The 14,375-nt window shown below is 58.3% G+C and carries 14 protein-coding genes; all 14 read right to left on the bottom strand.

Translation table 11 applies throughout. The features are described from left to right. Positions 1–16: 16 nt before the first annotated feature. The gene (locus ACMU_RS07150; RefSeq protein WP_035257901.1) at positions 17–913 is read right to left on the bottom strand and encodes an OmpA family protein; all 897 of its coding nucleotides are present in this window, start codon (positions 911–913) and stop codon (positions 17–19) included. A gap of 18 nt (positions 914–931) precedes the next feature. Beyond that, complete coding sequence (locus tag ACMU_RS07145) at positions 932–2,368, bottom strand: DUF4384 domain-containing protein (RefSeq protein WP_161635637.1); 1,437 nt, start codon at positions 2,366–2,368, stop codon at positions 932–934. A 32-nt stretch (positions 2,369–2,400) separates the two neighbouring features. Further along, entirely contained in the window at positions 2,401–5,781 is a 3,381-nt protein-coding gene (locus ACMU_RS19255; RefSeq protein WP_035257895.1) for an SUMF1/EgtB/PvdO family nonheme iron enzyme, read from the bottom strand. Between the two features lie 24 nt (positions 5,782–5,805). Then, positions 5,806–6,660, bottom strand: coding sequence for an FHA domain-containing protein (locus ACMU_RS07135; protein ID WP_035257892.1), 855 nt, complete (start codon positions 6,658–6,660; stop codon positions 5,806–5,808). Positions 6,661–6,672: 12 nt separating this feature from the next. Then, positions 6,673–7,599 carry a type II secretion system F family protein gene (locus tag ACMU_RS07130; RefSeq protein WP_035257889.1) on the bottom strand — a complete coding sequence of 309 codons (927 nt, stop codon included), beginning with the start codon at positions 7,597–7,599 and terminating at the stop codon, positions 6,673–6,675. After that, positions 7,596–8,444, bottom strand: a complete 849-nt coding sequence (locus ACMU_RS07125; RefSeq protein WP_035257887.1) for a type II secretion system F family protein — start codon at positions 8,442–8,444, stop codon at positions 7,596–7,598. Before ACMU_RS07125 ends, ACMU_RS07130 begins: the two co-directional genes overlap by 4 nt. Then, positions 8,441–10,405 carry a CpaF family protein gene (locus ACMU_RS18690; protein ID WP_051588123.1) on the bottom strand — a complete coding sequence of 655 codons (1,965 nt, stop codon included), beginning with the start codon at positions 10,403–10,405 and terminating at the stop codon, positions 8,441–8,443. Before ACMU_RS18690 ends, ACMU_RS07125 begins: the two co-directional genes overlap by 4 nt. Beyond that, entirely contained in the window at positions 10,402–11,103 is a 702-nt protein-coding gene (gene cpaB, locus ACMU_RS07115; RefSeq protein WP_035257884.1) for a Flp pilus assembly protein CpaB, read from the bottom strand. Before cpaB ends, ACMU_RS18690 begins: the two co-directional genes overlap by 4 nt. 12 nt (positions 11,104–11,115) lie before the next feature. Beyond that, positions 11,116–11,715, bottom strand: coding sequence for a hypothetical protein (locus ACMU_RS07110; RefSeq protein WP_152544548.1), 600 nt, complete (start codon positions 11,713–11,715; stop codon positions 11,116–11,118). Beyond that, positions 11,705–13,021 carry a hypothetical protein gene (locus ACMU_RS07105; protein ID WP_152544547.1) on the bottom strand — a complete coding sequence of 439 codons (1,317 nt, stop codon included), beginning with the start codon at positions 13,019–13,021 and terminating at the stop codon, positions 11,705–11,707. Before ACMU_RS07105 ends, ACMU_RS07110 begins: the two co-directional genes overlap by 11 nt. Before the next feature lie 125 nt (positions 13,022–13,146). After that, on the bottom strand, positions 13,147–13,746 hold the full coding sequence (locus tag ACMU_RS07100) for a hypothetical protein (protein WP_161635636.1): 600 nt from the start codon (positions 13,744–13,746) through the stop codon (positions 13,147–13,149). Between the two features lie 38 nt (positions 13,747–13,784). Next, a complete protein-coding gene (locus tag ACMU_RS19425) occupies positions 13,785–13,940 on the bottom strand; it encodes a hypothetical protein (protein ID WP_161635635.1) in 156 nt (51 codons plus the stop codon). Positions 13,941–13,964: 24 nt separating this feature from the next. Continuing rightward, positions 13,965–14,117, bottom strand: a complete 153-nt coding sequence (locus ACMU_RS19420; RefSeq protein ID WP_161635634.1) for a hypothetical protein — start codon at positions 14,115–14,117, stop codon at positions 13,965–13,967. A 23-nt stretch (positions 14,118–14,140) separates the two neighbouring features. Then, positions 14,141–14,263: a hypothetical protein gene (locus tag ACMU_RS19870; RefSeq protein WP_268870859.1), complete on the bottom strand. Its 123-nt coding sequence runs from the start codon at positions 14,261–14,263 to the stop codon at positions 14,141–14,143. Positions 14,264–14,375: the final 112 nt, after the last annotated feature.

Below are 14,375 nucleotides of genomic sequence, written 5' to 3'. Positions count from 1 at the left end.
AAGAGGGCGCATAAGGTTATCCCAGTTTGAACACAACACGGCGCGACAGGCGATGGAATTCTTGGCTGTCTGTATCCATGCCGTTGACCGCTTGGGGTGGCTGCGTTTCACCAAAGCCCTGAACCGAAATCTCGCCTTCGAACCCTTGTTCGACCAAGAATTCCTCCAATGCCTTGGCACGTTTCAGCGACAGCTTCATATTCGCATCCTCGTCCCCAATTGGATCGGTATGACCGCTGAGTTCAACACGCTTGGCGCCGACTTCGACCAAATGGTCTGCCAGCAGGGATGCAAACCGCGCTCCGCCCTCATCGAAGGTTGTCTGGCCAAAAAGGAAGGTCACCGGCAAGGAAACCTCTTCCACGACAAAACCGCGAACAGATCCAACCAGGATCCCGCCAGGTGCACCGCTGCGTGTCTTGGGGACCTCGATCTCGCCATCTGCCAAGGCCACCGCCGCTGATGCCAGATCGAAAACGGTTTCGATATCCTCTTGCGTTGCGTGGTGTTCCGCCGGCCCGTCAGCCAGCATATTGACCGACATCTGATAGTACTTGGCCGAGGCGTTATAGTCGCTGCGATCCCATGCCAGGTGGCCCAGTTCCGCGTAGGTCCGCCAATGCTCTTCGTAGTTCAGTGCGGCTTCGTAGTATCCCTCCGACGCTGCGGGGTCATCCGCTTTCTTACCGCGAATGAAGTTCTCGCGCGCCAGGTAGCGTGCCCCCCAATTCCGCAGTGCGGTGTCGCAGCTGGGGTTGAGGTACAATGTCTCATAAAGCGCGGTTGCGTCTTCGAACGCGTTGTTCTGCACGGCCGCCGTAAAGGGATCATACTCGGTGCAATCGGCCCACGCCGCACCTGCCAATGACAAAGCAACAATTGCCGTAGATGCAAAAAGAGAAGATTTCAGCATTCTTCGTGTCCTCCTGCGTTACCTTCGAATTTCGTATTCAATGTATTGCGTTGACCAAATCTGTGTGGCCGTGCCGGCCGTTGCGTACAGGCCCAGCAAAGAGTCGGCCAATTCGTACAGGAAATTGAACCCGTCATTGGCCGGGCGCCCGGCGAGGTCCTCGGGCAGAACCTTGTCGATTTGCTTCAGGTCGCCTTCCACGAAGATGGCCATCAAAAGACCTTGGCCCACCGGCTCGGTCACAGAAATCTGTAAGGGCATCCCATTTGCACTCAGGATCGACGGGATCAGAACCTCGGTACCTGCTTTGACACTTGTGCTGTCGGTGGGGCTGAGGGATGACGGGTAAACCTGAACGACCCGGCCCAGCGGGTCGATATCGATCAGAATAAAGCTGCCATCCTTTTCTGCCGACAGTTCAAACCAAACCTTGTCACCAAGAGACATGGTCGGGCCGGGGAAAACCTCAAGCTGAACGTTCGCTCGATTGATGCTGCCGAAGCGGTCGGAAACGAAGGCCACACGTTGTTCATGCGACATTTCCGGGATAGCCGGGGGTGGTGCGAATGAGGACACATCGGTGGGCAGGGCGTCTGACAGGATGCCATCCAAACGCGCGTCTGAAAGCACCAGCCGCGTATCCTCGACAACCACGCGTGAAGGGTTGAACCCCTGCCGGCCAACCTCGCAATATTCGATCGACGCACAAACCTGCGCAAGTGTCTCGACGGAATGGCTCATCAATTCCGTGCTGCTGGTCACGCCGCTGTCGTTCAGGTCAGCATTGCCCTTGGTCATTGCGTCAACCAGCATCGACGTGAACGACCCGATGCCGGTCGCATCGCTCCATGCACCCGAATCCGGTGTGGCGGCGCTCCAAATCTCGGCAGTTGGGTTGGTTGTCTCCAGCGGACCAGGCTCGGCCGCAACCTCGACCTTCTCTTCGGTTTCAACGGCGACGGTTTCAGGCTGGGTTTGCGGGGCAATCCGACCAACGCCACGATATCCCGCGGCTTTGGTGGGCGACATCCCCTTGAACGCAGTGTCCAGATACACACTGACCCGTCGACCCTCCAGAGCGTCAATGGCGGCCTCCAACTCGTCGTCCAGCAAATGCTCTTGCGCGTTCAGGACAAACGCCTCGTCCATACCATCGGCTTCGGAACTTGCCTGTGCACCTTCTACCTGCCCACCGACACCCGAGAAATAGATCACGACAGCGTCGCCAGCTGTGGTATTTGCTTGCAGGTCATGGGTCAGGGCATTCAACACAACCGCGCGGGTTACGTTTCGGCCTGTCAACACAAGGACGTCCGCAGCCGAAAACCCACCGCTTTGAATCAGTGCATCCGCAAAGCGCTGCGCATCTGCGGCGCCGTCCACTGTGGGGCTTTGCCCCCCAATCAAAACGGCACGATCCGCCATAACAGGCGATGTCGTGCCAAATGCTGCCATAGCCGTGGCAAAAAGAACTTTGTTCAAATTCATCATTCCGGCCACCGTTCCAAATCAAAGGCACAGCGCACACCGTGGTCGTCACCGGCAATATCCAATGGCGCAATCAGCCGCGAGGATACGGCCAGCTGAATACCCGTTTGTGCGCGGTATGATCCCCCTTTTAGCACAAATCCGCCGTCTGTGGTTACCCATTCCGCAACACCACCTGACAGGCCAAGGTAGCCTTCGGGTGAAACGCGCTGGCTGAGCGCGCCTGCGGTGCTGGACCAGTTAAACGAATCCCAAGGGGTTTTGGGGCGTTCGTTCTCGGACCATGAAAACAGCCGTTTGCCGCCACCTGAGGCAAGGTATTCCCATTCGGCCTCGGTCGGCAGCCGTTTGCCAACCAGTTTGCAATAGGTTTCCGCGTCGCGGGCGCTGAGGCCCGAGGCAGGCCGTAAGGGGCCAAGACGCTCTGCCTTGCCAGCCAAAGACAATGTCGTGGCCGTATCCCAATTCATAACGCCATTTCGCACAAGGCCAACGCGGGTGCCGTTGGTGCTGTCGGCAACATAGTCCGCCTGATCAAAGGCTGTCAGAACCGCATTAAAGGTTGCTTCTTCGCGGTCCAAACCAAAGGGCCGCAACGTTGCACTGCGTTCTTCGGCACCATCTATGAAGATCTTGCAGCGCAAGCATTCATTGGCCCGTGATGGATTATTGAGTTGTGCAAGCGTCTCTTCGGCAAAGCCAATGGTCACATTGCGCGGCGCGCTGCGGGCTGCTGCAATCTGGGCAAAGGTGCGGGCTGCTTTGCGGTAGTTCAAGGTTGCCGTCCAAAGTGCGCCGTTCTTGCGGGCTTCGTCGGCGTCAAACAATGGCCCAAGCGCTGCAGTGTCGTCCACCGGTCCCAAGTCGGACAGCGCGCTGCGGGCGGCGTTGGATTCGGTTTCAACCATGCGTGACGCTAACTGTAACGCCTGTTGCAGCACTTCGGTGGATTGCGCGACCTGCTGTTGCAATGTTGCGCTTGGAATGCCATTGGTTTCGGGTTTCTTCAACGCTTGGCCAAGCGTGTCGGGTGTTACATTGCTTTGATTGATCCCAAATTCAGTCAATTGCGCCGAAATGGCCTGATCAACCAGTTCAGCATGCCTGCGTATGGCTGCTGTCAGACCGGCCTGCGTATTGGCAAAAGCCTTTGCCGCAACTGTGATCAGTCCATCTGCTTCGTCCGCGCGGGCGAAGGCCGCGTTCAGGTCCTCGGCATCCTGCACGGCGCCCAGGGCGACGCTGGCTGCCTCGAAGGCTTTGCTGGTCTGGTCGTCGGCTTGGGCGGCGCCACCCTCGGCCAGACGCGAAAGCTTGCCTGCCAACTCCTCCACTTGCTGCGATAGCTGCGTCTCGGCCGCCTGAACAACGGCGCGGAAGCCGCCAGTTGCCGCATTTATTGCGGCAGCCCGTGCGATGACGTTGGGCTGGCTGTCGGCTGCAACCAACTGGTCCTGTGCATTCTGAAAGGTTTCCGGGGATCTTGATCGGAAGGCGGCGGCGTTTTGCTGTAACTCGGTTGCCGTGGCTTTGGCCGTTTCCAGCCGCGTGGCGACGTCCGTGCGCAACTCGGACACGTATCCCGCATATTCCGATGGTGCCACCGGTTCAGATGGCGGAACAAACGTGCCGCTTCCAAGTGCTGCGTCCAATGCAGCCGTTGCGGCCCGCAACCCGTCATGCAAAGCGCGTTGTTGCATCAAAAGGTCAGTCCACGTCGCATTGCCAGCCGGGTCTGGTTCGGGTGGCCAAAATGCATGAAGCCCGTCCTGGTTTTGCGCGATGGCTTGGCGGGCGGCAACGAGGTCGCTCGATAATGCGGCTTGGTATGCGGAAACCTCGCCTTCCAACTGCGCCGAGCTTTCCCGCAGCGCCGCAGCGGTCTGATCGATCCCATCCGCGGTCACGTCTGCGCCGGCCGCCAAGGCAGATTGCAACAGGCCGTTGGCCACCGACAGGTCGATCGCAGCGGTATCTGCAAACGGCGCGGACCGCACATCGTCAACCTGCGCGGCCAGAGACAACCGCGCGGCGTCCAGCTGACGCGCGGCAGGGGCAAGGGCCAGCACGGCGTCGCGCCGGGCACAGGCCTGTGTCAACGCGTCGGGGTTTTGGTCGATTGCATTGGCAATGTCAGCTTGCGCGGCCTGCAGCGCAGGCCACAGGTAGCTGCCGGGCAAGCCGTCTTGGATAGGGGCCATGTTGCCAACACATGCTTTCGCGGCCGCCAGTTGCGCGGCTGCCGCGGTTTGCAAACCATCGATCTCTGACGATTTGGCGTCGATGGTGGCCAGGTGTGTGGTCACCTCTTCAGACCTGCTGCGTAGGGTCGAAGCGAGGTTGGCATTGGTCGCAGACAGGTCGGCCAGTTCGCCACGCTGGATGAAGTTATACGCCCCCGAGCCCAGCAGAAGAACGGCCAAACTGGCCGCGACAGCCAAAGAGGCCGTGCTCCACGTCTTGGCTTCGGCGGCCACGGGTTGCTCTACGGCGCCGCCCATATCGGCAGATTGCAAAGCGGCGTTCACTTCGTCGATCGAGCTGTATGGCTGTTCGCCAGGCGCACCGACCATTCGAGCCAGAATTTTCGCAAGCTTTTGCGGGACGTTGCCTGCCAGGCCGGTAAATGCATCTGCTTGGACAATGGTCTGTGGGCCGCGTTTTACAGCGGTTGCCAGAGACACTTCGTCCAAGGGTGCGTCGCCGCCCGTCAGCGCGCGGTAGGGGCCCGAGACACCCAGCATGATGCGATACCCGATCATACCGGCAGCATAGAGGTCAGACTGTACGTCGGGCGTCATTGATTGGCGCAGTTCCGCGCTGTGATACAACAGCGCCTCTTCGGGCAGGGCCGTTGGCTCGCCCGTGTGCATGGCCAGATCGCACAGGCGGGGGTGATCCTCGTGATGTTCTTTGCGGATCGAACCCTCGTGAATGTTGCCATGGATCAGGCCCAGCGTATGCAACTCGGCCAACGAGGCCATCAACCCTTTGAAATCCGCCAGCCGTTCATGCGCCCACGTGTTGTCTGCGTCCGGGAAGTAGCCATATGGGCAGCCGGCAACAACGGCCACCGGCGGCAGCCCTTTCAAAGATGCGGGCGAAATGACGTCGGGCACCGATTGCGGCGCGCTGAGTGAGCGCAGGTTCTCGATTGCCTCGAAATGCCCTTTGATCAGTTTCAGCTTGGCTGCGTCTTTTCCGATCAAGTGGCGCGGCACATAGGCGTCGATCTGAGCTACCAGTTCGCCACGGGCCGGCGCGGTGAAGCGAACCAGATCGCCCAGGACCTGTTTGTCTGGCACGCTGCCGGACTGAAATACCACGCTTTCCAGAAGCGCCTCGATATCGGCATTTATTCGCGTCTCTGTTCCGCTCATGTTAATCTTCCAAAAAATCGCAATTTAATTTCGTGCCCGGGTTAGCCTAGTCATATCAGCGTATGCGTATTCAACAAAATCGCAAGCGACCGGCGAAACCGGGATCATGTTCACGACGGCTTCCAACTCGTTGATTATCGCGGCTGTATTGCCTGCCTGATACAACAAGCCGGCCCGGTGCACGGCCGAGGATAGTTCGTTCAGCAAAGCAGACTTCAACGCGGGATCCGCGGTTTCCCCACCCGAAACTTGGTTGTGCAGCGTCAGGAAGGCGAAATTCGGCAGGTTCGGTCGTGGCGTCGCGATGTCTTCGGGGGGCAAGTGTGGCTTGGCTTTCAGACACTCGTCCAACCTTGCGGCGGCTCTGGACCCGTCGGATTTGAACTCGTTCATCTGCAACACGAACTTGGGTGCATTTGAAGTGGCCGCCGGGCGCAGCTTCAAATGCCAAAAGCCGGCGCCAAAGACTGCAAGTACCAGCACAATGATGGCAAGCGACAGCCCCAGAGGCAACTCGCCCTTCTCCCGGGTCGGCTTGGCCTTAGGGCCTTGCGTGTCGTCAACGATCTGCAGGCGGGTTTCGCCAAGATCAAAGGTCAATCCTTCTTTGATCGTCCCAAACCGGGCGTTGCCTTCGCTGTTCTTGATCTCGACACCGGGGCGATAGGCGAACCGCCATGTCTCTGGAACCGCGTCGGGATTGGTGCTGTCTATGTCCGGAAAAATGCGCAGATGTGCGGCCTGCACACCGGTTTCAAAGACCTTGAGCGTGTCATCCTGGCCCGAGCCCACCGTAATGGTATTGTATCCCAAAGGATCCTCGCGTGAGGCGTCGGGACCTTTCACAACGCGTAGGGCAAATGCGTCTGTTTGTGCCATGGTTCCCTCCTGTTATCCGAAAGCGCTGATCATTGGGTAGACGGTTGCGAAGATGCTGAGAAACACCGCACCCAGCGCCACGAACGTGATCAGGTTCATTTTGGTCGATATGCTTTTGGCCAAGGCGTTTGCATTCTCTTGCCGGATCAGGCGCAAGCGTTCCGCCTGTTCGGCGTCCTTAGTGGGGTCGCCCCCGGTTTCGATCCCTTTGGCGATTGTTCCGATAACCTGCTCGATGGCCTGATCCGGAATGCGCTCGGCCAATTGCATCAGCGAAGCCGCATCCCCCTGCAGTGAAAGCTGTTGCCGGATCATCTGTGCTTCGCGCCGCATGGCGCCCGAGGGCACAGATTGAATATAGGTCTCGATTGCTGTGCGGAAGTTGCCGCCAGCCTGCAAAACCAACACCAGAAGGTCCAGGAAATACGGTATCTCACGCACGACGTCGGCCATGTGCTCTTTGGCTTTGCGACGGATCAGCGTCATTTGGTTGAAACCAATAAGCAGGGGCACCACGATTATCGTTCCCAGCGCAAAGAGCGGCGATACTGGTACAATGAACGAGGCCACCGCAAAGGTGATGGTCAGCACGATGGCTGACATAATGGTCATCATCATGCAGCCGACAAGGAACTGATCACCCGTCAGCGCGCCCACCGGCCGGCCGCCCGACCAGAACAAGTCATCAAATTCCGCGGCCATCCCTTCGGGGGCTGTAAGGCTGCGCGGGGCAAGACGATAAAAGAAGGCCATGCGCCATGCTTCGTCGTTCCAGTTGGCCTGGTCGGAACCGGGTGTCTGCCCCAGGCCCGCGCGGTCGGCCGCAGACAACTGCGCCTCGAAAAACGCAAGGCCAGCATGCAGCACCGCAAGGCCCAACGCGAAAACGACAACAAAGATGGCGCCGGAATAAAGGAGGTTTGGATCAATCGAGGTCATACTTTGCTCCTCGACACCAAATAGGCGGCAATCCATGCGCCAACGACCATCGCGATCGACATGCCAAACATGATCTGGCTGACAACGGTGGGGGCGGCCTTCTCATCACCGGGCAACTCGATGACGTTTACGGCGATTGCGATCAGAACGCCCAGCCCCATCATCAGGGCGACGTTGCGACGGCCAGATTCAGACTCTTTTGCGACCTTCAGTTTCAGGTTCTCAACGTCCTGCAACGCTTCGGACACAGAGGCAAGAGCCGGGCCCAGCTTGCCAGCCCGTGCCCCGGCTGAAACAACGGCAACTACCATCGCAAAGGCTTCGGAGCGTACGCCGCGTCGCTCCATACGCATTTGTGCGTCTTGAAAGGCCGACACCGGATCTTCGCCCAGCTTGGGCAAGATGGCCGCAAGGATTTGTCGGATCAATGGGGTGGCATCTGCATACGAGGCCTGCACTGCCCGATCAAAGGACAACCCGCCTGCCATATCGTTGGACCAGCGCGCAAGCAGGGTTGGCAGACCTTCTTCAAACTTAAAGATCGCCTCGCGCCGTGCCTTTTCTTGTTGAAAGAACCCAATGACCAGCGCCCCCACAAAGGCGACCAGCCCGACAAAAGGCATTTGCAACGGCACAGCCAGCACAAAGAACGCAGCCGCGCCCAATATCCCATAAATCAGCAGACCAAGGATGCTGACTTTCGGGTTCATCAGACTGTTGTCTTCGGCTGCTGTCTCTTCGGCCCGATCCCGGTAGAGTTGGAATAGCAGGGAAAGAATGGCGGCGGTTGCAAGGAAACAACCCACGACACCAACGATTAACCAGAGGGGATTGTCCGCGTTCACTGCGTCACCTCCGCGAAAAAGTCCTGAATGTGGAAGCCGGACCGTTCAGCCAGTTCCTCGAGGAAACTTGGCACGTAACCCGACACAAGAAAAAATGGCTCGGTACTGGGTTGTGCCATTTCAAAGATCGGAAATACCGGGATTTCGCCGGTCTCTTCTTCAAAATCTCCAATCTCGGCGACTTGGACCACGGACCGCTGCTTGCGCCCTTCAGCGCGTTTCTGCGGGTCGATGGAGGCTGTCCGATGCACCTGCACAACGATATCTACGGCTGACGCGATCTGCTGTCGAACCACCCGCGCAGGCAAGTTCGAAGCGCCCTGCAGCGCAAGGTTTTCAAGCCGCAACAACAACTCTTCGGGCGAGTTGGCGTGGGCAGTGGTCATCGAACCATCGTGGCCCGTGTTCATCGCTTGCAGCATGTCCAGCGCCGCACCATCGCGGCATTCGCCAACGATTATCCGGTCCGGCCGCATGCGCAGGGCGTTGCGCAGAAGATCTCGGATTGTGATGGGTGACCCGAAGGTCCCATCGCGCGCCTCGAGCGCGACAAGGTTGCGCGAGCGACCCAGATCGTCGGGGTCGTCTGCTGAATCCGTGATCTTCAGTTCCCCGGTATCCTCGATGGTGACGATCCGTTCGTCATAGGGAACCGTCAGGGCAAGGGCATTCAGCAAGGTCGTTTTGCCCGTGCCCGTCCCACCCGAGACGACGATGTTGCGCCGTGCCTTGACGGCCGCGCGCAGGAAACGTTCCATCTCGGGGCTCATCATGTTGAACTCGCTCAGCTTGCCCAGCGTCAGCACAGATTTGGAGAATTTGCGAATGGTGATGGCGTTGCCCTGCAAGGCCGTGGGGTTCAACACAGCGTTCACGCGGCTGCCGTCAGGCAGGCGCGCATCCAGCAACGGGTCGCGCATCGTCAGCGCCTTGTTGTCTGCGCTGGCGATGCGCTTTGCGATACGTTCGACCTCGCTTTCTTCTTCGAACCGCAGCCCGGTATCAAACACCCGCCCCACTTTTTCGACGAAGATGCGGTCATACGAGCAAATCATGACCTCAGAGATCACTGGCGCCTCGAGAAGGTATTCCAATGCCCCCATCCCGAACCTTTGTGACATGACCCAATCGCGTACCGCGTCGTCTACAATGGACCGTTGCAACAGGTCAGACATAGGCATCTTGGCATTTGCCATGGTCGGTTCGTACTTGGTGCGCAGCAATTCCAAATCGTCCGCCGTATCGATGGGTTTGGTGGACAGGCCCAATTGAACGGAAACCAGGTTGATCACCTTGCGGACTTCGTTCCGCTCGGCGTCGTTCATTTCCGCATAGGGCGAAAACGAGGCCGGGTGCCCGGCATCATTGGTCGATAGACAATGCAGTTCCAAATGCCGTAGAAGTGCTTGTTTCGCCAACGACGCGCGCTGCTTGGCATCAATTTTGCGATTGATCTCGTTCAGGAACGCATTGACCTGCTCTGACAAGGCAAGCTTGCGTTTGTTTTCAGCCATCTGCGTGATGCTGGGCTGACGTTCTTCGAAATCCAAAAGCTGGTTGTGCACGGTCAGCTGAATTTCGGAGAGATCCAAGGTTCCCAGCTGTGCGGACCGCTCGGCGTTGGGCAATTTGACGATCAGCGATGCATCGCGCAGGCGAATGCGGGACTCGTACTGGATCGGAACAGCCTCACCCTCACGCAAGGGGACGCCACCCATGTCGACCATGCCGTCTGCAAGGGCTGTTACCGTCCATTGGTCAAATGGGCCGTTCAGGTCCAGTTTGAAGCCACGCAAAGGCAGGGCACTGCCATTCAGAAACACGTAGTTGCGGTCATGCAGCCTGCTTGGATCGCCGCCGACAAAATACGTGTCCGGCCCCACGATGCGCATCCTGTCATGCACCGACCCCGCGTCGGTCATATAGAGGTGATAACGTTTGGCCAGGCTGAATTCGTTCATTGGCTCTCACCAGCCGCTTTGCGCAGCACTACTGTCAACTGGCCGCGCGATGCCTCGGTTCGGTTCAGAAAGTTGGCGATCTGGTCGGGGTTTGCCTGAACGGTTATCGACGTATAGGTTGGCCGGCCGGCCTGAACAAATGCTGCTTCTGATTGAAAATCTCCAACGGCCATCAGAGTGACATCCTCCAGCAACGTGGCGGTCTCGGACCGTTCATCCTGCGTCAATGTGGTGTGCAACACGTCAACTTGCGCGCCCGGTGTCAGGAAGATGCCGACCGCACTGCCGGGTCGCACGGGAATTGAAAAGGCCCGTTTGCCTTCATTGACGCTGAGCGACAGAACATTGTTCGACTGGTCCACGAAATCTTCGGCCCGAAGGAAATCACCGGGTTGCAGGTCTGTTTTCAGGACCAATCCGCGCAGGCTTTCAACATTGGCACGCGAACCTGCCATAGCCCAGTCAAGCTGACTATTCGCGACGTTAGCGGGAAGCGTGATAATGCGAAACTTGCTGATGATGTCGTCGTTGACCTCGGTCCCTTTGGGCAACGGCTCAAACGGCGTTGCGGCCAAAGCCAGCTTGCGCACGGTTTGCTGGGCCTCGGTCACCTTTTGATAATAGGTCGCAGCCGCCAGTCCAGCGATAATCGCGATGCCTAGGTAGATCGAAATCAGCCTGCTTTTCGTCATCTGCATTGGGGCCTCCGGTCAGTTAATTGCGGCGGGAAAAACGCGCGGGAAAAGCTTCTCGGCGTCGCCAATTTGTTGAATCTGGCGCCAGATCGTGGGGTCGAGCCCGTCACGCCAGGGTTGATCGTCTTCGGTCCAGGTGTCTTTTGTCGGCCAGTCGCGCAATTGGGTTGTCTGCGCCGCCCGGCGGTTGTGCAGGAAATCCGGGGCACGGAACCGGGCACGGCCAAAGGCTTGTGCAAATACAGTGTCTGCACGCATTTCCGGCCCAACGTCGTCTAACAGGAAAGTGGCTGCGGATGCCGCGTTACGCATCGCGTCGTCAAACCGCAACTCTTCTTCGGCGATCTCTTCGGCGTCATCCAGCCAACAAAAGGTGCGGACCCGCCGCCGGACGTCGATACGCGGTCCGCCATCGGTGCGCGTGGGCCAACAGGCCTCGGTTTCCGACATTGCGACCACCGACTGGCGGGCATCCGACGCCGTGTCGGACCGGATCAGATGCGACTCGGCGACCACCCGGGCCATCAGAACCAACGCAACGAGTGGTGGCAGGATCAGGATCGCCTCGAATGACACCCCACCCGGGCGCGTATGTGTGAAAATCCTAATGCGCATTAATCCAGTCCCATTTCTCGGCACCGTCAACGGCATTCAGCAAGTTGGCCAGTTCCGCAAAAGCGGGCGCGGCGTTGGCACTGATATCCGCGGCTGGAGGGGCGGGCTGGTCAAGCTCGCTGGCTGGCATCATCTGGGCTTCCCACAGGGCCGAAAACGTGTCGACCGAGCTGCGATTGATCAGACTTGCCTGACCATATGCAAAATGGCGGGTCGGCACCGCACCAAAGTGAGACTGTCCAAATCGCGTGCCTGACAGGGCAGCCACAGCCACCAGTGTGTGAAAGTCATCCGGCATATGCTCGGGGCGTTTGAGCGACAGACGATCAAATTGCCCAACATTGTTGGCGGCCCAAACGGTGGTCAAAGGCGCGCGCAAGCCGCCAAATCCCATGATGGAGGGGACCCCACCACCAATGCACACATCAATTGTCTTCATGGCGAAGAACAGGGTGAACATGTTCAGGCCGTCTTCGCTCTGCTTGAACGGGAGGTTCAGAATTTGCGGGTATTTGGGGGGCGAACCAATTAGGTAGGACCGGCTGTACCAGTCATAGAAGCTTTCCAACCGGTTGCCGATGTCGGTTTCCTCGTTGATATGCCGCTTGAGGTTGGGGTTGCCGGAAGACCCGCCATAGCTGAGTGGGCCACGGAAAATCGGAAATCCGCGCGCCATGAAACCGGTGCGCCCGTTCATTGTGCCAAAGAACATGGCAGCGCATTTTTCGACCTGCCCGGCGGTGCCAGCGTCGTAAACCGGCAGTGGTTTGCCACCCTGACGGGGCGAGGGGGCGCAGGCCCGAATGTCCGAGCCCACACAGGAATCTAGAAAATACCATGCCTCCAGCCCGGCGCGTTCTGCATAAGCTTGCGTGGCGTCTTCCATTGCCCTTGGAAAGCGGGCGATGATCTCTTTGTTCATCTCTTCGGTTGCCCGCAATGCGCGATGGGCCAGATCTTCAACCTGTCCTGGTTTGTACTTGCTCTTGGTGCTGGCAACATAAAGCGCAGCACTGACCGCTTCAGACGCCTCGAGCGCGTGTTGCGCGAAACATGCCGGTGCACCAAGCAAAAGGGGCGGACAATTGATACCGGCGTGGATGGCGATATAACCCGTCGCGATGCCAGAATAGATCGCCAGAACGTCTAGCGCGTCGTCCAGGGCTTCGGCGCCGATCGCTGTTGCTGTCAGCTGTACCGCTGCAACTTGGTTCATAGAGATCGTGTTAAGTGATCGCGCGGCCCAGCTTTGATGGCTCATCGCGATGGCATCCGCTGCATCCTGCAAGGCACGGCGTTCTTGCATGGCCTGGCCAGAGTTCATGGACGCTAACAAGATCAGGGCGACAGGAATAAGCCCAATCAATGCCGCAAGTCCAACGCCGCCTTTTCGCGCCCGGCCCAACCAAGTTAAGTGTCGTGTCCGGCCGGTCATCGGATCACCACCCGGGCGCTTTTCTCGATCCAGTATGACCCGTCGCCGCGCTGCCCATCCGCGATGAAGCGGGCAAGCGGCGTTGCCGCCGGATAGCGAAAGGTTACATTGGCCTCGATTGCGTGACTAACCGGGCCTTCCAATGCGCCGATAAAGTCGAACGGGCTGACCCGCCATGCGACTTGAACCCCAACGTTTTCCGGTTCAAAGGCATAGCAAATACGGTTGCGCATAGCTTGTGTCAGGTCTCCGCGCAGCCCGGCCTGTTGAATTGCGCGCTCGGCTGCGGGCACCGTTTCACAAGCGCCTCGGTTCACGGCGTGACGCGAACCGGGTGCCGCGCTGATCAACGCCCACCTTGCGGCGTGGTCCCACCGGTCCGGTTGATCAACACATGGCGCGGCGGTCGCGCCAGTGATCAGTTCGAACGGGGTGCCCAGACTTGGCAACGGGCAAAGATGCACCAGCGCCGAACGTGCGGCGGCATAGGCCGCTTTTTCAACAGCGACACGCCGCTGTGCGGTAACAAAGAACTCGGCGGCCAAAGCTGTCACGAAAAGAAGAATTGGCAAAACCATAACGGCTTCCAGCGCCACGGATCCCTCCGTGGCGCGCGTAAATCTCCGCACCCGCGTCATTGACCTGCGACGGCGTCTTTCAAATCCAACACCGTCTGTTCGTAAACGCTTTCTTTTTCTTGCGCGAAGTCGCGAAAGGTGATCGCCGTACGCGCAAAATAGGTCACTGCCGCCAAGCCAAGGAGAAGGATCAAGAGGTATTCAACCTTCATGCCTTTTCCCTTTGGACCGAACGCTTAGTCCAGTCCGCCGCTGCCAACGTTGTCGATGATCTCGATCGCGTTGTCCTTGCCACCCTGCGCATCCTCGCCAAGTGTCAGGAAGCTTGTACCCAAGAACGCCAAAGCCCCAAGCGCCAGGATCACAACCAAAATATACTCAATTTTCATGTGCTTACCCTCTCTCTATCGGATCAATTTGCCGTCAGATCGCTTATCTCGGTCGAGACAAAACTAACAATGTCCTGCGCGATCAAACCTAAGGCGGTGACAACGGCGATCCCCAAAGTAACAACCAATAAATATTCCAAAGACATAACAAACCTCCGCGACGTCAGAGTTGAATCGGATCTGTTAAATAGCAAGCAAATTTCGAAACAAGGCGGAAATTTCTCTGCCTGCTATTCAAGCAAATGGTACAGTCAACAA

Origin of the sequence: Actibacterium mucosum KCTC 23349 (assembly GCF_000647975.1) — a bacterium.
GTDB lineage: Bacteria > Pseudomonadota > Alphaproteobacteria > Rhodobacterales > Rhodobacteraceae > Actibacterium > Actibacterium mucosum.
The sequence above is the reverse complement of the archived record's forward strand: the minus strand, read 5'-3'. Positions and strand labels throughout refer to the sequence as shown.

Coding starts and splice junctions, on each gene's coding strand:
- ACMU_RS18690 (WP_051588123.1), bottom strand. CDS start 10,405: ATGAACGAATTCAGCCTGGCCAAACGTTATCACCTCTATATGACCGAC.
- ACMU_RS07110 (WP_152544548.1), bottom strand. CDS start 11,715: ATGCGCATTAGGATTTTCACACATACGCGCCCGGGTGGGGTGTCATTC.
- ACMU_RS07130 (WP_035257889.1), bottom strand. CDS start 7,599: ATGACCTCGATTGATCCAAACCTCCTTTATTCCGGCGCCATCTTTGTT.
- ACMU_RS19870 (WP_268870859.1), bottom strand. CDS start 14,263: ATGTCTTTGGAATATTTATTGGTTGTTACTTTGGGGATCGCCGTTGTC.
- ACMU_RS07105 (WP_152544547.1), bottom strand. CDS start 13,021: ATGCAAGAACGCCGTGCCTTGCAGGATGCAGCGGATGCCATCGCGATG.
- ACMU_RS07135 (WP_035257892.1), bottom strand. CDS start 6,660: ATGGCACAAACAGACGCATTTGCCCTACGCGTTGTGAAAGGTCCCGAC.
- ACMU_RS19255 (WP_035257895.1), bottom strand. CDS start 5,781: ATGAGCGGAACAGAGACGCGAATAAATGCCGATATCGAGGCGCTTCTG.
- ACMU_RS19425 (WP_161635635.1), bottom strand. CDS start 13,940: ATGAAGGTTGAATACCTCTTGATCCTTCTCCTTGGCTTGGCGGCAGTG.
- ACMU_RS19420 (WP_161635634.1), bottom strand. CDS start 14,117: ATGAAAATTGAGTATATTTTGGTTGTGATCCTGGCGCTTGGGGCTTTG.
- cpaB (WP_035257884.1), bottom strand. CDS start 11,103: ATGCAGATGACGAAAAGCAGGCTGATTTCGATCTACCTAGGCATCGCG.
- ACMU_RS07150 (WP_035257901.1), bottom strand. CDS start 913: ATGCTGAAATCTTCTCTTTTTGCATCTACGGCAATTGTTGCTTTGTCA.
- ACMU_RS07145 (WP_161635637.1), bottom strand. CDS start 2,368: ATGGCAGCATTTGGCACGACATCGCCTGTTATGGCGGATCGTGCCGTT.